15 protein-coding genes and 1 pseudogene are annotated in these 20,674 nt (G+C 61.3%); 7 read left to right on the top strand and 9 right to left on the bottom strand.

The window, feature by feature from the left end; all coding sequences use genetic code 11:
• Positions 1–68: 68 nt before the first annotated feature.
• Both C4Q27_RS04150 and acs read right to left on the bottom strand, forming a co-directional pair.
• Positions 69–854, bottom strand: coding sequence for an ABC transporter substrate-binding protein (locus C4Q27_RS04150; protein ID WP_012051577.1), 786 nt, complete (start codon positions 852–854; stop codon positions 69–71).
• A gap of 535 nt (positions 855–1,389) precedes the next feature.
• Entirely contained in the window at positions 1,390–3,351 is a 1,962-nt protein-coding gene (acs, locus tag C4Q27_RS04155; protein ID WP_003254525.1) for an acetate--CoA ligase, read from the bottom strand.
• A 397-nt stretch (positions 3,352–3,748) separates the two neighbouring features.
• Between acs and C4Q27_RS04160 the strand changes: the two genes are divergently transcribed.
• Positions 3,749–4,003 (top strand): DUF2790 domain-containing protein, encoded by a 255-nt coding sequence (locus C4Q27_RS04160; RefSeq protein ID WP_014590098.1) that lies wholly within the window; start codon positions 3,749–3,751, stop codon positions 4,001–4,003.
• Positions 4,004–4,157: 154 nt separating this feature from the next.
• Here C4Q27_RS04160 and C4Q27_RS04165 read toward each other — a convergent pair whose 3' ends face one another.
• On the bottom strand, positions 4,158–5,717 hold the full coding sequence (locus C4Q27_RS04165) for a sigma-54-dependent phenylalanine hydroxylase transcriptional regulator PhhR (protein WP_014590097.1): 1,560 nt from the start codon (positions 5,715–5,717) through the stop codon (positions 4,158–4,160).
• A gap of 257 nt (positions 5,718–5,974) precedes the next feature.
• On the opposite strand from C4Q27_RS04165, the gene phhA reads away from it, so the two are divergent.
• The 4 genes and pseudogenes from phhA to C4Q27_RS04185 all read left to right on the top strand — a co-directional run bounded on the left by phhA (position 5,975) and on the right by C4Q27_RS04185 (position 9,070).
• A complete protein-coding gene (gene phhA / locus C4Q27_RS04175; protein ID WP_003254528.1) occupies positions 5,975–6,763 on the top strand; it encodes a phenylalanine 4-monooxygenase in 789 nt (262 codons plus the stop codon).
• 39 nt (positions 6,764–6,802) lie between these two features.
• Complete coding sequence (locus tag C4Q27_RS04180; RefSeq protein WP_003254532.1) at positions 6,803–7,159, top strand: 4a-hydroxytetrahydrobiopterin dehydratase; 357 nt, start codon at positions 6,803–6,805, stop codon at positions 7,157–7,159.
• A gap of 189 nt (positions 7,160–7,348) precedes the next feature.
• Complete coding sequence (locus tag C4Q27_RS29685; RefSeq protein ID WP_003254533.1) at positions 7,349–7,477, top strand: hypothetical protein; 129 nt, start codon at positions 7,349–7,351, stop codon at positions 7,475–7,477.
• A gap of 388 nt (positions 7,478–7,865) precedes the next feature.
• Positions 7,866–9,070, top strand: a pseudogene (locus C4Q27_RS04185) (MFS transporter).
• A gap of 132 nt (positions 9,071–9,202) precedes the next feature.
• On the opposite strand, the gene C4Q27_RS04190 reads toward C4Q27_RS04185, so the two are convergent.
• The gene (locus C4Q27_RS04190) at positions 9,203–12,223 is read right to left on the bottom strand and encodes an FAD-binding and (Fe-S)-binding domain-containing protein (RefSeq protein WP_104886531.1); all 3,021 of its coding nucleotides are present in this window, start codon (positions 12,221–12,223) and stop codon (positions 9,203–9,205) included.
• Between the two features lie 152 nt (positions 12,224–12,375).
• Here C4Q27_RS04190 and C4Q27_RS04195 point away from each other — a divergent pair, with 152 nt between their 5' ends.
• Both C4Q27_RS04195 and C4Q27_RS04200 read left to right on the top strand, forming a co-directional pair.
• Positions 12,376–13,260 carry a LysR substrate-binding domain-containing protein gene (locus C4Q27_RS04195; RefSeq protein WP_003254537.1) on the top strand — a complete coding sequence of 295 codons (885 nt, stop codon included), beginning with the start codon at positions 12,376–12,378 and terminating at the stop codon, positions 13,258–13,260.
• Positions 13,261–13,567: 307 nt separating this feature from the next.
• A complete protein-coding gene (locus C4Q27_RS04200; protein ID WP_104887826.1) occupies positions 13,568–14,626 on the top strand; it encodes an IS110-like element ISPpu11 family transposase in 1,059 nt (352 codons plus the stop codon).
• Between the two features lie 488 nt (positions 14,627–15,114).
• On the opposite strand, the gene C4Q27_RS04205 is transcribed toward C4Q27_RS04200, so the two are convergent.
• From C4Q27_RS04205 to C4Q27_RS04225, 5 genes are all read right to left on the bottom strand, one after another.
• Positions 15,115–16,533, bottom strand: coding sequence for an amino acid permease (locus C4Q27_RS04205; RefSeq protein ID WP_177409991.1), 1,419 nt, complete (start codon positions 16,531–16,533; stop codon positions 15,115–15,117).
• 641 nt (positions 16,534–17,174) lie between these two features.
• Complete coding sequence (rluB, locus tag C4Q27_RS04210) at positions 17,175–18,242, bottom strand: 23S rRNA pseudouridine(2605) synthase RluB (RefSeq protein ID WP_003254539.1); 1,068 nt, start codon at positions 18,240–18,242, stop codon at positions 17,175–17,177.
• Positions 18,243–18,429: 187 nt separating this feature from the next.
• Positions 18,430–19,197 (bottom strand): SMC-Scp complex subunit ScpB, encoded by a 768-nt coding sequence (gene scpB / locus C4Q27_RS04215; RefSeq protein WP_102885768.1) that lies wholly within the window; start codon positions 19,195–19,197, stop codon positions 18,430–18,432.
• A complete protein-coding gene (locus C4Q27_RS04220) occupies positions 19,184–19,924 on the bottom strand; it encodes a ScpA family protein (protein WP_162490571.1) in 741 nt (246 codons plus the stop codon). The genes scpB and C4Q27_RS04220 overlap by 14 nt, the downstream gene beginning before the upstream one ends.
• A gap of 110 nt (positions 19,925–20,034) precedes the next feature.
• Positions 20,035–20,664: an L-threonylcarbamoyladenylate synthase gene (locus C4Q27_RS04225; protein ID WP_014590089.1), complete on the bottom strand. Its 630-nt coding sequence runs from the start codon at positions 20,662–20,664 to the stop codon at positions 20,035–20,037.
• Between the last annotated feature and the right edge of the window lie 10 nt (positions 20,665–20,674).

The raw sequence follows: 20,674 nt of genomic DNA on the forward strand, positions 1-20,674 counted from the left end.
GAATGAAAAATGGTGCAAACCTCAGAGCCTCTGCTGTTTGCACCATTGCACAGGTGAAACCCGACGTCTTACTTCGAGTCTGGACCGTAGATGTCGAAATTGAAGTACTTACTTTCGATTTCTTTGTACTTGCCGTTGGCACGGATGGCGTCGATCGCCGCGTTGATGCGGTCGACATTGGCCTTGTCACCCTTGCGTACGGCAATACCGATACCGTCACCGAAGTACTTGGCGTCGGTGAAGGCCGGGCCTACGAACGCGAAGCCCTTGCCGGCGTCAGTCTTGAGGAAGCCATCTTCCAGCAGGGTGGCGTCAGCCACGGTGCCGTCGAGGCGGCCAGCTGCGACGTCCAGGTAGATTTCGTTCTGGGTGCCGTAAGGCACCACGGTGGCACCTTTGGCGCCCAGCACTTCCTTGGCGAAGCGGTCGTGAATGGAGCCGCGCTGCACGCCGATCTTCTTGCCTTTCAGTTCGTCCAGGCTGTCGCTGACGGTGGTGCCATCCTTCATGACCAGGCGCGCCGGAGTCAGGTAGTAGCGCTTGGTGAAGTCGACCGACTTCTTGCGGTCATCGGTGATCGACATGGACGACAGGATGGCGTCGATCTTGCGCACTTTCAGCGCCGGGATCAGGCCGTCGAACTCCTGCTCGACCCAGGTACACTTGGTTTTCATCTCTTCGCACAGCGCGTTGCCGATATCGTAGTCAAAGCCGGCAATGCTGCCGTCAGGTTGCTTGAAGGCGAAGGGTGGGTAGGCAGCTTCGATGCCGATTTTCAGCGGTTTTTCATCAGCCTGCGACACCAGGGAAAACACAGACAGCGCCAGGGCGCCAAGCAGTGCGAGCTTCTTCATCAGGTAACTCCATCGGTACGGGGCAATACAAGGCAGGTAACGGCTGCCCGATATGCGAATGAGTACAACGCGAGCCGCGCAGGGTTCGACCAAGGCCGCATACCACGAGCGAGTGAGTGGCATTTTAACGACAGCCCGGTAGTCGATATTTCTTCAAAGCGACAACTACTTATAGAAGCGCCTGAAACCGCCGCGGGCAATGTTGACAGCCAGTGCAGAATATGCAATGGCGCAAGAAATAGAACCTATAGACCTAGCAATTCCTGGGCCTATTATTGGCAAAGCCTTGTACGACGGCAAGTGCAGCGTGCCTTGATGCACAAAATGCTGACCCCGATGCACCGAAACGGGCCGGAATTGTTTCCTGGCGCCCCGAACCTGTGCGGGGCCGGTGACAGAACAGTAACCGATGATTGTCGGGTAACAATGCAAAAGCGGGCTTGCCCGCGAATGCGTGAGGTCAGGGGACAGCTTAGCCTGAACTGACGCATTCGCGGGCAAGCCCGCTTTTGCAGGGGGTATTGCCGGGAAGGGGTTAGGCCGAAGCCAGGTTCATCGCCTTGTGGGTATCGATCAGGTGCTGTACCACACCCGGGTCGGCCAAGGTCGAGATATCGCCCAGGGCGTCGTATTCACCGGTGGCAATCTTGCGCAGGATGCGGCGCATGATCTTGCCCGAGCGGGTCTTCGGCAGCCCCGGCGCCCACTGGATCACATCTGGCGAAGCAATCGGGCCGATCTCCTTGCGCACCCAGTTCTTCAGCTCTAGGCGCAATTGCTCGCTGGCCTCGATGCCGGCATTGAGGGTGACATACACATAAATGCCCTGCCCTTTGATGTCATGCGGCACGCCAACCACAGCAGCCTCGGCAACCTTCGAGTGCGCGACCATGGCGCTTTCGATTTCGGCAGTGCCCATGCGGTGGCCGGACACGTTGAGCACGTCATCCACACGGCCGGTGATCCAGTAGTAACCGTCCTCGTCGCGGCGCGCACCGTCGCCGGTGAAGTACATGCCACGGAAGGTCTTGAAGTAGGTGTCGACGAAGCGGTCATGGTCGCCGTACAGCGAACGCGACTGACCCGGCCAGGAATCGAGGATTACCAGGTTGCCTTCGGCAGCACCGTCGATCAGGTTGCCCAGGTTATCGACCAGGGCAGGCACCACACCGAAGAACGGGCGAGTTGCCGAACCCGGCTTGAGGCCGGTGGCACCAGGCAGCGGGCTGATCAGAATGCCGCCGGTCTCGGTCTGCCACCAGGTGTCGACGATCGGGCAACGCTCCTTGCCGACGGTCTTGTAGTACCAGTTCCAGGCCTCAGGGTTGATCGGCTCACCCACCGACCCCAGCAGGCGCAGGCTGGAACCGTCGGCGCCTTCAACAGCTGCCTGCCCTTCGGCCATCATGGCGCGAATGGCAGTTGGCGCTGTGTAGAGGATGTTGACCTTGTGCTTGTCGACGATCTTCGATACGCGGGTAATGTCCGGGTAGTTCGGCACGCCTTCGAACAGCAAGGTGGTGGCGCCGTTGGCCAGCGGGCCGTAGACGATATAGCTGTGGCCTGTGACCCAACCGACGTCGGCGGTGCACCAGTACACCTCGCCCGGACGGTAATCGAACACGCGTTCATGGGTCAGCGCGGCGTAAACCAGGTAACCGCCTGTGGTGTGCAGCACGCCCTTCGGCTTGCCGGTGGAGCCGGAGGTATAAAGGATGAACAGCGCCTCTTCAGCGCCCATTTCTTTGGGTGCACAGTGGCTGGAGGCCACTTTCATCAGGTCTTCGTACCAGATGTCGCGGTGCTGGTGCCAGGCAATGTCGCCACCGGTGCGCTTGCACACGATGATTTTCTGCACGCTGCTGGTTTCAGGGTTGGTCAGCGCCAGGTCGACGTTGGCCTTGAGCGGTGTACGGCGGCCACCACGCACGCCTTCGTCGGCAGTGATCACCACCTTGGACTTGCAGTCGATGATACGGCCAGCCAGCGCCTCGGGCGAGAAGCCGCCGAACACCACCGAGTGAATCGCACCAATGCGTGCACAGGCCAGCATGGCGACCACAGCTTCGGGGATCATCGGCATATAGATGGTGACCACGTCACCGCGGTGCACATCCTGGCCACGCAGGGCGTTGGCGAACTTGCAGACCTGCTCGTGCAACTCGCGGTAGGTGATGTTGCGGTGCTCGGAAGGGTCGTCACCTTCCCAGATGATGGCCAACTGGTCACCGCGCTCTTCAAGGTGGCGGTCCAGGCAGTTGGAGGAAACGTTCAGAGTGCCGTCGGCGAACCATTTGATATCGACATGGTGGTCGTCGAAGGAGGTCTGCTTGACCTTGGTGAACGGCTTGATCCAGTCGATACGCTGGGCCTGCTCGCGCCAGAAGCCGTCCGGGTTGATCACCGATTGCTGGTACATGGCCTTGTAGGTGGCCTCGTCGGTCAGGGTAGTGGCCGCAACCTCGGGACGAACGGGATACAGTGGAGCCGCACTCATCTGTGTTACCTCGGTGTAATAGTTGTTTTTGTATGGAACCGTTTGTAACTGTACCAGAGCGACAAAAGCCATTCGACGTTGGTAGTAATTTGGTACACCCGTTCCGGCAAAGCGCTCTGGCGCGGGCGTTACAGCCTGCCGGAGAAAAAAGGAGGGCGATTGGCCCAGGATTGTTACAGATTCTGTCAAAACACTTTATCAAAACACCCACTGTTTCAGCATTGGCCACCGCCATAAAATTCACCTCGCCAGCAACGGCAAGGCGATTAACAACTGGTAACAGCCCCCACGAAGGCAAGCGTTAATCTCCCTCTAATCCCGATAGTTAACACTCGCTGTACTCGCGGCGCCATAAGCGCCGCGTGCCCCCTCACGACCTTAGACAGGTAAAAAGAAAATGAAAGCTTTACTGGTATTGGTACTTGGCAGTCTTTGCGGCGCGGCGATGGCCGGCGAAGCCAAAGATGCCGAGCAGATTCCGGTTGAACAGTACAGTTACTCGCAGCACCTGGACATTGCTCGCGTCATTTCCATGAGCGAAGTGCCCAACGTCTGCGAAGTCGTGCCCGCCCGCATGACCTACGAGGACTCCAAGGGCCAGACGCACATTCTCGAATACCGCGTGATGGGGAACGGCTGCTCTAACGGCTGATACCTTGTGAATTGGGGGCCCTGCGGGCCCCTTCGCGGGTGAACCCGCTCCTACGGGTACCTCGCACACCATGAATGCGGCGCGGTACCTGTAGGAGCGGGTTCACCCGCGAAGCATTCACCACCTGATTAACAGGCTATTAACTTACAGCCATTTAATCAGTCGATTTGCCCAACGAATAATCCCTCAACTTGTTGGCAATCGTGGTATGCGAAACACCCAGTCTTTTGCCCAAGGCCCGACTACTGGGAAACTCCCCCATCAAACTTTCCAGCACCGCCTTTTCAAAGCGCCCTACTATCTGCGAAAGATCCCCTTCCAGCGAAAACTCGCCCAACGGTTGCCGCACGCCATAATCCGGCAAGCGGATATGCTCGCTTTTAACCACGCCGCCGTCACATAACGAAACCGCCTGGAACAAGACGTTTTCCAACTGCCTTACATTACCTGGCCAGTGGTACTGCCCAAGTTTGTCCATTGCCGCCGGTGCCAGGCGCGGCATGGCGCAGCCAATCTGCCGACTGGCCTGATCGAGAAAATGCTGCACCAACCCCTCCAGACCATCCATGCATTCGCGCAAAGGCGGAATGTGCAGCGACAGTACATTGAGCCGGTGATACAGGTCCTGGCGAAACTCGCCACGGGCACACAACTCGGACAAATCCACCTGGGTTGCACAAATTACCCGCACATCCAGGTAGACCTCTTCATCGCTACCTACCCGACGGAAGCAGCCGTCCTGCAGAAAGCGCAGCAGCTTTACCTGCAACCGCGGGCTCATCTCCCCTACCCCGTCAAGGAACAACGTGCCGCCTGCAGTCAACTCCAGCAGCCCCAGCTTGCCTTCGGCCCGTGCCCCTTCGAATGCCCCAGGGCCGTATCCGAACAGCTCGGTCTCGGCCATCGACTCGGGCAGCCCGGCGCAGTTGAGCGCCATCAGCGGCGACTGTCCACGCGGGCTGGCCAAATGGCAGGCACGCGCCAGCAACTCCTTGCCGGTTCCGGTTTCGCCCTCGATCAGCAACGGTGCATCCAGCGGCGCCATGCGCCGCGCTTCACGCACCACGGCAGCCATCACCCGCGAGCTCTGGAAGATGCTGTCGAAGCCACGCAGCTCTTGCTTGCGCACGTTGTAGATACGCTCGCCGATCCGGTCGGCACGGTGCAGGGTGAGCACCGCGCCGGCCAGCGCCTCGCTGTCATCGTGTTCGGACTGCAGCGGTGCGATATCGGCCAGAAACACATCACCTTTGACTTTGATGCGCAAGCCGTTGATGCGCGACTTGTTGGCCCGCACCAGCTCCGGAAGATCGAAGTCTTCTACGTAGCGCGCCAGCGGCATGCCCGGCACCTCATCAACCCGCACGCCAAGCAACTGCGCGGCTGCACGGTTGGCCGCAACGATGCTGCCGCCCATGTCGATCGACAGCACCGGAAAGTCCAGCGCTCCCAGCAACGCATTCAGCTCCATGTGCCGGCGTTCGCTGGGCATCAGGCCCACACGCTTAACGCCGAATACCCCGGCAATGGCCTCGAACTTCGGCCGCAGGGCCTGAAATTGCAGGTTGATCAGGTTCGGGCAGTGCAGGTAGATGGCGTTGCCATGATCACCGCCCACCTCGCCGCGCAGCACGTTGATGCCGTACTCCACCAGCAGGTTGAGGATGTCGCGCAGGATGCCAATGCGGTTCTGGCAATGGACTTTGATACGCATGAGGGCTCTCGAAGCGCTGATGTTTTTCCACACCGCGCAGAAAAGTCGTAAAGATAAGCTGACAAAAACCGCGTTTCTATCAACCAGATGCCTCGAATTTTCCGACACTTGCCGAGTTTTGTAAAATTATCGTTACGAAAACCGACGTCGGCACCCTTCGCGGCCGAGCCACGCCCCCGTGCAAAACCGCTGGCTAAGGGATATTCCTTTAGGCATGTCCTGTACATAACAAGAAAAGCCCTCACCAGGAGAGCCTCATGAAACAGACGCAATACGTGGCACGCGAGCCCGATGCGCATGGTTTTATCGATTACCCGCAGCAAGAGCATGCGGTGTGGAACACCCTGATCACCCGCCAGCTGAAAGTGATCGAAGGCCGTGCGTGCCAGGAATACCTGGACGGCATCGACCAGCTGAAATTACCGCATGACCGCATTCCGCAACTGGGCGAGATCAACAAGGTGCTGGGTGCCACCACCGGCTGGCAGGTTGCCCGGGTACCGGCGCTGATCCCCTTCCAGACCTTCTTCGAACTGCTGGCCAGCAAGCGCTTTCCGGTCGCCACCTTCATCCGCACCCCGGAAGAGCTGGACTACCTGCAAGAGCCGGATATCTTCCACGAGATCTTCGGCCACTGCCCGCTGCTGACCAATCCCTGGTTCGCCGAGTTCACCCACACCTATGGCAAGCTCGGCCTGGCCGCGACCAAGGAACAACGTGTGTACCTGGCGCGCTTGTACTGGATGACCATCGAGTTTGGCCTGATGGAAACCGCGCAAGGCCGCAAAATCTATGGTGGTGGCATCCTCTCGTCGCCGAAAGAGACCGTCTACAGTCTGTCTGACGAGCCTGAGCACCAGGCCTTCGACCCGATCGAGGCCATGCGTACGCCCTACCGCATCGACATTCTGCAACCGGTGTATTTCGTACTGCCGAATATGAAGCGCCTGTTCGACCTGGCCCACGAGGACATCATGGGCATGGTCCATAAAGCCATGCAGCTGGGTCTGCATGCACCGAAGTTTCCACCCAAGGTCGCTGCCTGAGCGACCTTGCCGATAACAACTCGAACCGGAAAACACCTCATGAATGCCTTGAACCAAGCCCATTGCGAAGCCTGCCGCGCCGATGCGCCGAAAGTCACCGACGAAGAGCTGGCCGAGCTGATCCGCGAAATCCCGGACTGGAACATCGAAGTACGTGACGGCCACATGGAGCTGGAGCGCGTGTTCCTGTTCAAGAACTTCAAGCACGCCTTGGCGTTCACCAATGCCGTGGGCGAAATCGCCGAAGCCGAAGGCCACCACCCAGGGCTGCTGACTGAATGGGGCAAGGTCACCGTGACCTGGTGGAGCCACTCGATCAAAGGCCTGCACCGCAACGACTTCATCATGTGCGCACGCACTGACAAGGTGGCGGAAACGGCTGAAGGCCGGAAGTAAACACCAGAAAAAAGGGGCCAGAGGCCCCTTTTTTCATGGGGCATATGTGCGCTGTTCGCCCGCAAAACCGACAAACGACCGGGAAAAAAACCAAACTGTCATCCAGAGTTGTGTATCCTGCCCCAGCTTTTTGAAGCTCCAAACGCGCCTGGCGCAGACTTTTCACTCACACTTGCGAGGAACGACGAGATGCATGAAATCCCGAATCTTCCCTTCCCAAGCCTGAACCCAGAAGAGCCATCCGTGACCGTTCACGCCGAACCGGCAGCTGCCGCCGAGCAGGATGGTGACGATCAATCCAGCGCTGACCAGGAATAACTGCGCATCCCCGACTGTGTGAAAACGGCTGACCTGCGGGCTACCCCCGTCATCACGTTTTCACACCGTCTAAAATCAACGTTGTAACAACCCACTACCACCTGCCCCGCCCCTCCCCCACACAGACTCGTGCCTCCTACCGCTAAGAGGCAGAAATGCCCAGCCGCTCAAGCGCTCGACGCCCTGCTGCATTCGTCCATGTTCACCCGATGGGCCGGCTTTGTCCTGCTACGCTTGCGGCTGGATTACCCGCAAGCCGAGTTCAGTGTGACCTTGGATGCTCGATTACACCAACTGACTACAGCCTGACAGCTTCGCCCGCAAACACCCTTGCTGTGGTTAAGATGGCGGCACACACTGCCATCCTTACCGCAGCAACGGATCCCCAATGCCAGCACGCAGTCCCACATCCCTTGCCGTCACTGGGCAAGTCGTCTCCATCGTCCTGTTCACCTTCATCGGCTACCTGAACATCGGCATCCCCTTGGCCGTGTTGCCCAGCTATGTGCACAACGACCTGGGTTTCAGTGCCGTGGTCGCCGGCCTGGTGATCAGCGTGCAGTACCTCGCGACGCTGCTCAGCCGCCCTGGCGCCAGCCGCATCATCGACAACCACGGCAGCAAGAAGGCGGTCATGTACGGACTGGCTGGCTGCGGGCTCAGCGGGGTATTCATGCTGGCCTGCGCCTTCCTCACTCACCTACCTTGGCTGAGCCTGGCTTGCCTGCTGGTCGGTCGCCTGGTGCTGGGCAGCGCCGAAAGCCTGGTAGGCTCGGGTGCGATCGGCTGGGGCATTGGCCGGGTGGGTGCCGCAAACACGGCCAAGGTCATCTCCTGGAACGGCATCGCCAGCTATGGTGCGCTGGCCATCGGCGCCCCACTGGGCGTGCTGATGGTCAAAGGCCTCGGGCTGGGGAGCATGGGTGTGAGCATCATCCTGCTGTGCATACTCGGTTTGCTACTGGCCTGGCCCAAGCAGGCCGCCCCCATCGTCAGCGGTGTACGCCTGCCGTTCCTGCGGGTGCTGGGCAAGGTATTTCCGCATGGCTCGGGGCTTGCCCTGGGCTCGATCGGCTTTGGCACCATCGCCACCTTCATCACCCTTTACTACGCAAGCCGTGGCTGGGCCAATGCGGCGCTGACCCTGAGCCTGTTCGGCGCCAGTTTCATCAGCGCACGGCTGCTCTTTGGCAACCTGATCAACCGCATCGGTGGCTTCAGGGTGGCGATCGCCTGCCTGTCGGTTGAAACGCTCGGGTTGTTGATGCTGTGGCTGGCACCCAACGCCGAACTGGCCCTGGCGGGGGGGCTGCATTGAGCGGGTTTGGATTCTCGCTGGTGTTTCCGGCATTGGGCGTGGAGGCAGTGAACCAAGTGTCGGCGGCCAACCGCGGGGCGGCGGTGGGGGCGTATTCGCTGTTCATCGACTTGTCACTGGGGGTGACCGGGCCATTGGTCGGTGCGGTGGCGGCGGGATTCGGCTTTGCTTCGATGTTTCTGTTCGCGGCGGCTGCGGCAGCGTGCGGGTTGGTGTTGAGCCTCTATTTGTACCGCCAAGGGCGTAGGGACAGGGACCGTACAACAGAAGCCTGAAAGCCGCTGCCGGCCTCTTCGCGGGTAACCCCGCCCCTGCAGGGTTGACGCGCCAGCCTGGCGTGCACGATCCCCCGTAGGAGCGGGTTCACCCGCGAAGGGCTGCAAAGCAGCCCCCAAAGGCCCTGAACCTTAGCGCTGAGCGTACTGCAACACCACCTCAAGCGGGTGACGCATCTTCCGCTCGGTCATGCGCTTGACCTGGCTACGGCACGAGTAACCGGTTGCCAGCGGCTCCCCTTCCTTGTCCAGCTTGGTCGCCCAGCTCTGCTCGAATATGGTCCGAGACGTTTCCTGGTTGCGAGCTTCGTGCCCATAGGTACCGGACATACCGCAGCAACCGGTGGCCTCGGTCACCAGCTTCAGCCCCAGACGGGCGAACACCTGCTCCCACTGCCGGGTGCTGGCCGGCACATTGGTCTTCTCGGTGCAGTGCGCCATCAGGCGGAAGCTGCCCGGTGCGGCAGGCGCCTGCTCGGGCAGCACATCCATCAGCCATTCCTGCGGCAGCAGCACCTGCGGGCAACCCTCCAGGCCTGGCACCTTCTGGTACTCCTGGCGATACACCAGCGTCATCGCCGGGTCCAGCCCCACCAGCGGCACACCGCAATCGGCCAGGGCCTTGAGCTGCGTGGCGTTGCGGATCGCTGCCTTGGCAAACGCGCCAAGGAAACCCTGTACGTGCAACGGCTTGCCGTTGGCGCTGTATGGCGCCAGGAATACCCGGTGGCCCAGGCGGTGGGCAAGGTCGATGAAGGCCGACAGCAGCGGCGTTTCGAAGTAGCGGGTGAAGGCGTCCTGCACCAGCACGATGCTGCGCTCGCGCTGGGCCGGGGTCAGCTCGCGCAGGGCCGGCACCGTGGCCATGCCAACCCGACAACGGGTCAGGGTAGCCTGGAAGTTGAAGCGGCTGATCAGCGGGCTGTCGACCATGCCCACCTTGTCGGCCAGCAGCTGGCTCACCCACTTCGAGCCCATCACCGCGTTGTACAGCCCCGGCGCGTGCGCCAGGTAGGGGATGGTGAACTCGAGCGAGCCGATCAGGTAGTCACGCAGCGGGCGCTGGTAGCGACCGTGGTACAGCTCGAGGAAGCGCGAGCGGAAATCCGGCACATTGACCTTGATCGGGCACTGCCCGGCGCACGACTTGCACGCCAGGCAGCCAGCCATGGCGTCGTACACTTCATGGGAGAAGTCCTCCTGGCCCTGGTTGCGCGCGCGGTTATTGCGCAGACGCGCCGGCAGGCCCTTGAGCCACGACACCTTGTTGCGCGCTGCAGCCAGCACATCGATGTTCGCCTCGCCCTGCAGGCGCAGCCACTCGCGCATCAGCGAGGCGCGCCCCTTGGGCGAATGCTGGCGTTCGCGGGTAGCCTTCCACGACGGGCACATGGCGTCGTTGGGGTCATAGTTGTAACAGGCGCCATTGCCGTTGCAATGCACGGCGCTGGGGAAGTCCTGCCAAACGCGCTCGTCAATGGTACGGTCAAGGTCGCCGCGCAGGGTCACGCCATCGACCGGGGTCAGGCCCTCTGCGCTGCCAAGTGGCGTGCAGATCTTGCCCGGGTTGAGCTGGTTGTGCGGGTCAAAGGCGCCCTTCAGGCGCTGCAACGCCGGGTACAGCTCGCCGAAGTACTCGGGCACGTATTCCGAGCGCAAGCCCTTGCCGTGCTCACCCCACAGCAACCCGCCATAACGTTTGGTCAGCGCGGCAACGGCATCGGAAATCGGCTTGACCAGCGCGGCCTGCGCCGGGTCCTTCATGTCCAGTGCCGGGCGCACGTGCAGCACGCCGGCATCGACGTGGCCAAACATGCCGTAGGCCAGGCCGTAGCCGTCGAGCAGTGCGCGGAAGTCGGCGATGTAGTCGGCCAACTGCTCTGGTGGTACTGCGGTGTCCTCCACGAACGGCTGCGGGCGCACTTCGCCTTCGACGTTGCCCAGCAGGCCCACCGAACGCTTGCGCATGGTATAGACGCGGGTGACTGCCTCGGCGCCTTCGGCCAAGGTGTGGCCCAGGCGCTCGACGCTGGTGTCGCTTTGCAGGTGCTGGATGAACGCCTGCACCTTGGCGTTGACCTCGGCCGGCTCGTCGCCGCAGAACTCCACCAGGTTGATGCCCAGCGTGGGGCGCTCGGGGTCCGCCGGGAAGTACTCGGCAACGCTGTGCCAGACGATGTCTTTCATCGCCAGCATCAGCACCTTGGAGTCGACCGTCTCGATCGACAGCGGCTTGTGCGCCATCAGCGCGTTGGCATCACGCAGCGCATCCATGAAGCTGGTGTAGCGCACATTGACCAGCACCGCATACTTGGGAATCGGCAGCACGTTGAGCTTGGCTTCGACCACGTAGCCCAGCGAGCCCTCGGCGCCGCACAGTACGCTGTTGAGGTTGAAGCGGCCCTGCTCGTCGCGCAGGTGCGCCAGGTCGTAGCCGGTCAGGCAACGGTTGAGCTTGGGGAAGGTGGTTTCAATCAGTTCGGCCTGGGTTTCCTGAATTTCCCGGGCCATGCGGTACACCTCGCCGACCCGGCCCGGCGCGGCGCAGGCCTGTTCCAGCGCAGCATCGTCGATCGGCAGGCTGTGCAGGCGTTCGCCACCGAGCAGCACGCTGTGCAGCTCCAGCACGTGGTCGCGGGTTTTACCGTAGGTGCAGCTGCCCTGGCCACTGGCATCCGTGTTTATCATGCCGCCGACCGTGGCGCGGTTGGAGGTGGACAGCTCAGGGGCGAAGAACAGCCCGTGCGGCTTGAGCGCAGCATTGAGCTGGTCCTTGACCGTACCGGCCTGTACCCGCACCCAGCGCTCTTCCACGTTGATTTCGAGAATGTTGTTCATGTGCCGCGACAGGTCGACGACGATACCGTCGGTCAGCGACTGGCCGTTGGTGCCGGTGCCACCACCGCGGGGGGTCAGCTTGACCTGCTGGAAGCGCGGCTCGCCCATCAGCGTGGCGACCCGCGCCACATCGTCGGCATCCCGCGGGAACACCGCCGCCTGCGGCAAGCGCTGGTAGATCGAGTTGTCGGTGGCCAGTACCGTGCGGGTTGCGTAGTCGGCACTGATCTGGCCACGGAAGCCGCTGTTGCGCAGGGCTTCGAGGAATTCGGGGTAATTGGAGCTCGGTGCAACGGTGGACAGCTGGGCGATCATCGAAGGATGGCCTCTTGATATTGGCTAGATCACGGGATACCTGTCGCCCTGGCATAGGTTCAGGCATGCAGGGATGACGTATAGGCCAATGTTCCTGTAGTTTCGCGTCAGGGGCAAACGGATAATCCTGCCGCTATCAATGACTTTTATGAATGAATTACCGCCACCTGACCCCATCCATGTCACTGCTGCTGGCTTTCGAGGCCGCCGCCCGGCATGAAAGCTACACCCGCGCCGCCGCCGAACTGTCGCTGACCCAAAGCGCGGTCAGCCGCCAGGTGCAAGCCTTGGAGCAGCAGTTGGGCCTGACCCTGTTCCGCCGCGAGGGGCGCCAGGTGCAGTTGACCGATGTCGGCCGCCTGTACCAGCGCGAGCTGAGCGAGGCACTGGGGCGCATCCGCAGCGCCACCTTGCAGGCACTGGCCTATCAATCGGGGGTTGGCACGTTGCGCCTGGCTACCCTGCCAACCTTCGGTTCGAAATGGCTGTTGCCGAGGCTGCATGCGTTCTACAGCGCTCACCCAGGCATGCTGGTGCACATTCATTCACGCATTGAAACCATCAACTTCGACACCAGCGAAATCGATGCCGCCATCGGCGTGGCCAGCCACGACTTGCCGGGGCTTGTCTGCCATCGCCTGCATGCCGAGGAGCTGGTGGTGATCTTGCCACCGGAGGCCGGCGTCGGCAGCCAGGGCTGGAGCCCGGCGCGGATCAGTGAAGAGGTGCTGCTGAATGTGGCCAACAACCCGCATGCGTGGGGCGAGTGGTTTTCCCATCATGGCCTGCCGCACCGGGCGATGCGGCTGGGGCCGAGCTTCGAGCTGACCTCGCACCTGATCCAGGCGGTACGTGCCGGGATCGGGATCGGGCTGGTGCCGCGCATATTGGTGGAGGAGGAACTGGCCAAGGGAGAGCTGTACAGCCCGGGGGTGGCGTTTGCCAGCCAGCGCAGTTATTACCTGATCTACCCGCCGAGGAATGAGGCGCTGCCGTCGTTGCGGGCATTCAGGGGGTGGTTGCTGGAGCAGATCTGATTTTTGGCGGGGTCACCTAACCTGAGGGCAACGCTGTACCCGTAGGAGCGGGTTTACCCGCGAAAGGGCCGGGCCTGCTGGCCAATCTCCACCTTCCTTTCACCGTGGCCGCCGCCACCGTATTCGCGGGTAAACCCGCTCCTACAAGGGTTACGTAAGCCTCAGGCATACCAGGTCGTTGTAATCGATGGACTCGCCCCCGCCGAGGCATCACAGTGCCACGGTGGTGTTCGAAGAAGCCAACGGCAGCGAGGGCGAGACCATGAAAAAGCATAGTTCGAAACACGATTCCCTGTCTTCCACTGATGTGGAGCTTTGCACAACCATCTGCGTAGACCTGGCCAAACAGGTCTTCCAATTAGCAGGCGAGGACGCTACTGGTCGGGTGATCTACGAAGATCGCATCAAATCCCGCCAAGCGTTCCACGATTTCCTGCTCAGGCTGCCAACGACCGTGGCCGTCTTGATGGAGTGCGGTCCAGGTGCACAAGCCTGGGCCAGACTGCTGCAGGCCAAAGGTAATCCGGTTCGCATCCTGCCGGCGCAACGTGTCGCCGAACATCGCAGCGGTGCTAAGAACGATCGTAACGACTGCTATGCCATTTTGCGTGCCGGTCGCGATACGAGCATCGCTTCGATACCGATCAAGAGCACCACAGCACTGGCTATTCAAGCGCTGCACCGTATCCGGCGCGGTAACATCAAGCGACATACCGCGCTGGGTAATCAGATCCGTGGTTTGCTACTCGAGCATGGCGTATCCATGCCCCAGGGCGATGCCGCGATCAATAAGCATGTGCCTCAGGCGCTTGAGGATGCTTCCTTGCCTCTACCCGACCTGTTGCGCGAGTTGCTCGATGAGTTGCTGATGGACTGGTTGTCTCTAGGTGAACGCATAACGGCGCTGAGCCGCCGGCTCGAAGCGACTGCCCAAGAGGATAAAGTCGCTCAGCGACTGATCACCATTCGTGGCGTCGGCCCTATCATTGCCACGGCGATCGTGGCGAAACAGACCGACCCCAGCCGCTTCGCCAGTGGCCGAATGTATTCCGCCTTCTTCGGTATCGTGCCCGATCAGCACAGCAGCGGAAACAAAATCAGATTGGGCAAGATGAGCAAGCGCGGTGACGGCTACATACGCAGCCTGATGATCCAGGGCGCGCATGCTGTCTTGAGTCAGTTAAGGCCTGATTCCGATCAGCCAGATGATCGCCGCCTCTTGCGCTGGCTATCCCGCCTTGGGCGCAAGGAGGCGGCGATCAGGCTGGCTAATCGAAATCTGCGGATTATCTGGGCCCTGTTACAGAGCGATCAGGTTTACCAACGCAAACCGAACGAAAAACCGGAGGCGGCTATGAGCCTCTGACCAACCGGGTAATGCCACCGGGGCGCTAGGCGCTCCAACCCCTGCTAGTGAACATTGACCCTAGGTAAGACCGTCGCAGACCGATGCCTCCGCTCCTACAGGCCTGATAGTGGCCTCCATGTAAACGGCACACTGCGAGCTCACCACGATGTTGGCCAGAAGCAAAAAGCTTCCTCGAACAGGCCTGATACATAGATGCAACCGGGTTCCTATGTTCAAAAAAGCAGCTAGACAGTGTGGGCGAGTCCATACATAGGAGCGGGTTCACCCGCGAAAGGGCCGGGCCTGCGGGCCAATCTCCACCCGCCGCTCACCGTTGCCGCCGCTACCGTATTCGCGGGTAAACCCGCTCCTACAAGGGTTGCGTAAGCCTCAGGCATACCAGGTCGTTGTAGGAGCGGGTTCACCCGCGAAAGGGCCCGCACAGGCAACAAAAAACCCGAAGCCAGTCACCTGACTCCGGGTTTTCACATGCCGCCTATGGCGCCTTACTTAGCCACAGTCTCAACAGCACCGCCCGCATTCACCTGGCGACGCGACTTGACCATGTACACCACGAACATCGCAAGCAGCCACACCGGGATTGCATACACCGACACCTGGATGCCCGGGATCATCAGCATGATGCCCAGAATCAGCACCACGAAGGCCAGCACCACATAGTTGCCGTACGGGTACCACAGTGCCTTGAACAGCGGCTTCTGGCCGGTACGGTCGAGGTGCTGACGGAACTTCAGGTGCGAGTAGCTGATCATCGCCCAGTTGATCACCAGGGTGGCCACGACCAGCGACATCAGCAGTTCCAGCGCGTTTTGCGGCATCAGGTAGTTCAGCAGCACGGCGACGAAGGTCACGGCAGCCGACACCAGGATCGAACGCACTGGCACGCCCCGCTTGTCGACCTTGGCCAGCGACGCCGGGGCATCGCCCTGCTCGGCCATACCCAGCAGCATGCGGGCGTTGCAGTAGGTGCCGCTGTTGTACACCGACAGCGCCGCAGTCAGCACCACGAAGTTCAGCAGGTTGGCAGCCACGTCACTGCCCAGCAGCGAGAACACTTGCACGAACGGGCTGCTGCCGTAGCTGCCACCCGAGGCGTCGATACTGGCGACCAGGTTGTCCCACGGGGTCAGCGACAGCAGCACCACCAACGCACCGACATAGAAAATCAGGATGCGGTAGATGACCTGGTTGATCGCTTTGGGGATCACGGTCTTTGGCTTGTCGGCCTCGGCGGCGGTGAAGCCGAGCATTTCCAGGCCACCAAAGGAAAACATGATGAAAGCCAAGGCCATTACCAGCCCGCTGACACCGTTGGGGAAGAAGCCGCCGTGTGACCACAGGTTGGCCACGGTGGCTTCAGGGCCGCCGCTGCCGCTGGTCAGCAGGTAGGCACCCAGGCCGATCATGCTGACGATGGCGACCACTTTGATGATGGCGAACCAGAATTCGGCCTCACCGAAGAACTTCACGTTCATCAGGTTGATGGCGTTGATCAGCACGAAGAAGGCTGCCGCCGTGACCCAGGTGGGGATCTCCGGCCACCAGTAGTGGACATACTTGCCGACCGCCGAAAGCTCCGACATACCCACCAGGATATACAGCACCCAGCAGTTCCAGCCCGACAGGAAGCCGGCGAACCCACCCCAGTAGGTGTGGGCGAAATGGCTGAACGAACCGGCCACCGGCTCTTCGACGATCATTTCACCCAGCTGGCGCATGATCATGAAGGCGATGAAGCCGCAGATCGCGTAGCCAAGGATCATCGACGGGCCGGCGGATTTCATCACGCCTGCCGAGCCGAGGAACAGGCCGGTACCAATCGCACCGCCGAGGGCGATCAACTGGATATGGCGGTTCTTCAGGCCCCGCTTTAGCTCGCCTGAATGCATGTTTTGTCCACTCATGAACGAAGTCACCTGCATTGTTTTTATCTGTGACGGAATCGGACCCACCGCGCTCGTGGCGCAGCGGAATGGGCAAGGTGGTTACCTTGGGTTTCTTGACCTCAGGTGCCGCCGGAGCGGGTCAACCAGGCGTGATCAAGAGTGCGCGGTACGCAAGAGGGTCACAGGTAAAACGCGGCGCACTGTATACCCCTGCAAACGCGCAGGCGTCAACGCGTTGCATCGTTTCCTCGGGAAAAAACGCAGCGTTCCTGTGGTACAGGCCTTCAAAGGCGAAGTGATCGGCGTACATGGCGCCTCCATTTGTTGTTTTGTCAGCCCGGCTCTTTGGACGGGCTCCTGCACAAGGCAATGGCGGCTATAACACCGTGGGGACGGGGGTTTGGGCAAGGGTGGCTAGCGCCATGGCGACGGCTTTGGCACAGGGGCGCCGGCAAGGTTTGTTTACACGATCGGGCTTGATCTGAAATGCGGGCTGAAAACAGCCACATTCGTACAGTTTTCTTTACAGGGCGGATCAAGAACTTGCCAGTCGTCCGAAAAATTCTTTCTGCTCAATATCTTGGGCCGCTTGGCGCGCATTCCCGCAGGCATAAAAAAACCAGCCCGAAGGCTGGTTCCTTGATTACCACGCTGGCTTATCAGCCACGCGGCTTGCCGCGACCACGGCCTGCCGGCTTGTCACCATCAGGCTTGCCCGGACGCTTGCGCATCTCGCTCGGGCGCTCAGCCACCGTGCTGCCACGGGTGGGTTTGCGCGGCGCTTCTTCACGCGGCTGACGCGCCGGGCGTTCGCCAGTAGCGGCACCTTCGTGGGCCGGGCGCAGGTTGCGCACGCGCTCGCCACGGCCCAGCGGGCGGGTCGACTTGCGCTGCAGGCGCTCCATCTTGTCCTTGGCCTTGAGCTTCATGGCTGGCAGCGCGACCGGCTGCAGGCCGACTTCGGCGGCGAGGATGTCGATTTCGCCCTGGGTCATTTCGCGCCAGCGGCCCATCGGCAGGTCGGAGTTGAGGAACACCGGGCCGAAACGCACACGCTTCAGGCGGCTGACCACCATGCCCTGGGATTCCCACAGGCGACGCACCTCACGGTTACGACCTTCCATCACCACGCAGTGGTACCAGTGGTTGAAGCCTTCGCCACCCGGTGCCTTCTGGATATCGGTGAACTTGGCCGGGCCGTCTTCCAGCATTACGCCGGCTTTCAGGCGCTCGATCATCTCGTCGTCGACTTCACCACGCACACGTACCGCGTACTCACGGTCCATCTCGTAGGATGGGTGCATCAGGCGGTTGGCCAGTTCACCGTCGGTGGTGAACAGCAGCAAGCCAGTGGTGTTGATGTCGAGACGGCCGATGTTGATCCAGCGGCCCTCTTTTGGCCGTGGCAAGCGGTCGAACACGGTCGGACGGCCTTCCGGGTCGTCACGGGTGCAGATTTCGCCGTCGGGTTTGTTGTACATGATCACCCGGCGGGTGGCCTCGGCGGCCTCCTCGCGCTTGATCAGCTTGCCGTCGACGGCGATGGCGTCGTGCAGGTCGACGCGCTGGCCAAGGGTGGCCTCGACGCCGTTGACCTTGATGCGACCCTGGCTGATCCAGGCCTCGACATCACGCCGCGAGCCCACGCCAATGCGCGCCAGCACTTTCTGCAGCTTTTCGCCGGATGGCGGGGTGATTTCGGTTTCTTTCAGGTCTTGCTCACTCATCTGGGCACCTCCCGGTGTAGGAATGAAAACAGGTTTCTGGCGACGAACGCGCCAAAAGGCCGCGCATCATACGCGGTTCATCAGGGGAACGCACTGGAGGGTAGAGGGTTTTGTGGGGCTGGGCATGATTTTCTGCCCAATGGGCTTTGTGCTGGCCGCTTCGCGGGCAGCACAGGCAGCAGATCAATCAGGGCTGCGCCTTGTTCTCTTCCTCCACCGGAGGCTCAGGCTCTTCTCCCCGCAAATCATCAAAATCGGTTTTCAAACCGTCTTCCATGGCATCCAGCTCCACCAACAGGCTACGGAAACTGGTCTCCTCTCTCGGCTCACCAACCTCCTCTTCCCCAAGGCTGGCATCCGCCAACGCCTGCAGGTGCGCAGGCACCGGCGCATCATCCGGGTCAAGTTGCGGCGCTGGTTCCATTTCGCGCAGCTCGGCCAAGGCCGGCAGGTCCTCAAGGCTCTTGAGGTTGAAATGATCGAGAAACGCCTTGGTGGTGGCGAACATCGCCGGCCGGCCGGGCACTTCGCGGTAGCCGACCACGCGAATCCACTCGCGCTCCATCATGGTCTTGATGATATTGCTGTTCACCGCAACGCCCCGCACGTCCTCGATTTCACCACGGGTGATCGGCTGGCGGTAGGCAATCAGGGCCAGTGTCTCAAGCAGCGCTCGCGAATAGCGCTGCGGGCGCTCTTCCCACAGGCGCCCGACCCAAGGGGCATAAACCTCGCGAATCTGCAGGCGATAGCCGCTGGCCACCTCCTTGAGCTCGAACGCACGCCCATTGCACGACTTGCCCAGCACCTCCAGGGCCTGCCTGAACACCTTGGGCTCGGGGCGCTCGGCTTCCTCGAACAGCTCGTACAGGCGCTCAAGGGATTGCGGCTTGCCCGAAGCGAGCAAGAAGGCTTCGATCAGCGACGCCAGGTCGCGGGGTTCATTCAGGTTCATTGGGTTCTTCAACTGGCGCCGGGCGAAGCCGCACGTGAATGGCGGCGAAAGGTTCATTCTGCACAAGTTCGATCAGCGATTCCTTCACCAGTTCGAGAACGGCCATGAAGGTCACCACCACGCCCAGCTTGCCCTCCTCGGCAGCGAACAGCGCGATGAACGGCACAAAGGCGCCGCCCTTGAGACGCTCCAGCACCTGGCTCATGCGCTCGCGGGTGGACAAGGTCTCACGGGTGATCTGATGGCTTTCGAACAGGTCGTTGCGGCGCATCACCTCGGCCATGGACATCAGCAGCTCTTCCAGGCTGACCTGAGGCAACAGCTTGCGTACCTTGGCCTGCGGCGCTTCCAGGCGCGGCACCACCACCTCGCGCCCGACCCGTGGCAATTCGTCGATGCCCTCGGCGGCAGCCTTGAAGCGCTCGTACTCCTGCAGGCGGCGGATCAGTTCGGCGCGTGGATCACCCTCCTCCTCCTCGACGTCGGCGGAACGCGGCAGCAGCATGCGTGACTTGATCTCGGCCAGCATGGCAGCCATCACCAGGTATTCGGCGGCCAGTTCAAGGCGCACGCTTTTCATCAGCTCCACATAGCCCATGTACTGCCGGGTGATCTCGGCCACAGGGATGTCGAGGATGTCGATATTCTGCTTGCGGATCAGGTACAGCAACAGGTCCAGCGGGCCTTCGAAAGCTTCGAGGATGACTTCAAGGGCGTCCGGCGGAATGTACAGGTCCAGCGGCAGCTCGGTCAGGGCTTCACCATAGACCAGCGCCAACTGCAGTTGCCGAGGCTCCTCGACCCGTTCGGCCGGCGCCTCAGGCGCTTCCAGCTGGCTCACGCGTTGACCAGGAACGGCGTGGGGTCGCCACAACCTTCGCGGATCAGTTCCGGTTCGTCGCCGGAGAGGTCGATGATGGTCGACGCCTTGAGATCGCCGAACCCGCCATCGATCACCAGGTCGACATGGTGCTCCAGCCGTTCACGGATCTCGTAAGGGTCGGTCATCGGCTCGCTGTCGCCCGGCAGGATCAGGCTTACGCTCATCAGTGGCTCGCCCAGCTCGGCCAGCAAGGCCAGGGTGATGGCGTGGTCCGGCACACGCAGCCCGATGGTACGCCGCTTATCGTGCAACAGCAGGCGCGGCACTTCACGCGTGCCGTTGAGGATGAAGGTGTAAGGCCCCGGCACATGCGCCTTCAGCAAGCGGAAGGTGCCGGTGTCGACCTTGGCGTACAACCCCAGTTGCGACATGTCGCAGCACATCAGGGTGAAGTTGTGCGTCTTGTCCAGCCCGCGCAGGCGCCGCACCCGCTCAATTGCCGACTTGTCGCCTATCTGGCAACCCAGCGCATATGCCGAATCCGTCGGATACACCACCACGCCCCCCTTGCGGATGATCTCGACGGCCTGTTTTATCAGGCGCGCTTGTGGGTTCTCCGGATGAATCTGGAAAAATTGGCTCACGTAATCGTCC

The sequence above is a fragment of the Pseudomonas sp. SWI36 genome, from assembly GCF_002948105.1.
GTDB lineage: Bacteria > Pseudomonadota > Gammaproteobacteria > Pseudomonadales > Pseudomonadaceae > Aquipseudomonas > Aquipseudomonas alloputida.

Excerpts from the sequence above, each read along its gene's own strand:
- C4Q27_RS04160 (WP_014590098.1), top strand. The coding sequence starts at position 3,749 with ATGAAAGCTTTACTGGTATTGGTACTTGGCAGTCTTTGCGGCGCGGCG.
- C4Q27_RS04150 (WP_012051577.1), bottom strand. The coding sequence starts at position 854 with ATGAAGAAGCTCGCACTGCTTGGCGCCCTGGCGCTGTCTGTGTTTTCC.
- scpB (WP_102885768.1), bottom strand. The coding sequence starts at position 19,197 with ATGAACCTGAATGAACCCCGCGACCTGGCGTCGCTGATCGAAGCCTTC.
- acs (WP_003254525.1), bottom strand. The coding sequence starts at position 3,351 with ATGAGTGCGGCTCCACTGTATCCCGTTCGTCCCGAGGTTGCGGCCACT.
- C4Q27_RS04190 (WP_104886531.1), bottom strand. The coding sequence starts at position 12,223 with ATGATCGCCCAGCTGTCCACCGTTGCACCGAGCTCCAATTACCCCGAA.
- C4Q27_RS29685 (WP_003254533.1), top strand. The coding sequence starts at position 7,349 with ATGCATGAAATCCCGAATCTTCCCTTCCCAAGCCTGAACCCAGAAGAG.
- C4Q27_RS04205 (WP_177409991.1), bottom strand. The coding sequence starts at position 16,533 with ATGAGTGGACAAAACATGCATTCAGGCGAGCTAAAGCGGGGCCTGAAG.
- rluB (WP_003254539.1), bottom strand. The coding sequence starts at position 18,242 with ATGAGTGAGCAAGACCTGAAAGAAACCGAAATCACCCCGCCATCCGGC.
- C4Q27_RS04195 (WP_003254537.1), top strand. The coding sequence starts at position 12,376 with ATGAATTACCGCCACCTGACCCCATCCATGTCACTGCTGCTGGCTTTC.
- C4Q27_RS04180 (WP_003254532.1), top strand. The coding sequence starts at position 6,803 with ATGAATGCCTTGAACCAAGCCCATTGCGAAGCCTGCCGCGCCGATGCG.
- C4Q27_RS04165 (WP_014590097.1), bottom strand. The coding sequence starts at position 5,717 with ATGCGTATCAAAGTCCATTGCCAGAACCGCATTGGCATCCTGCGCGAC.
- phhA (WP_003254528.1), top strand. The coding sequence starts at position 5,975 with ATGAAACAGACGCAATACGTGGCACGCGAGCCCGATGCGCATGGTTTT.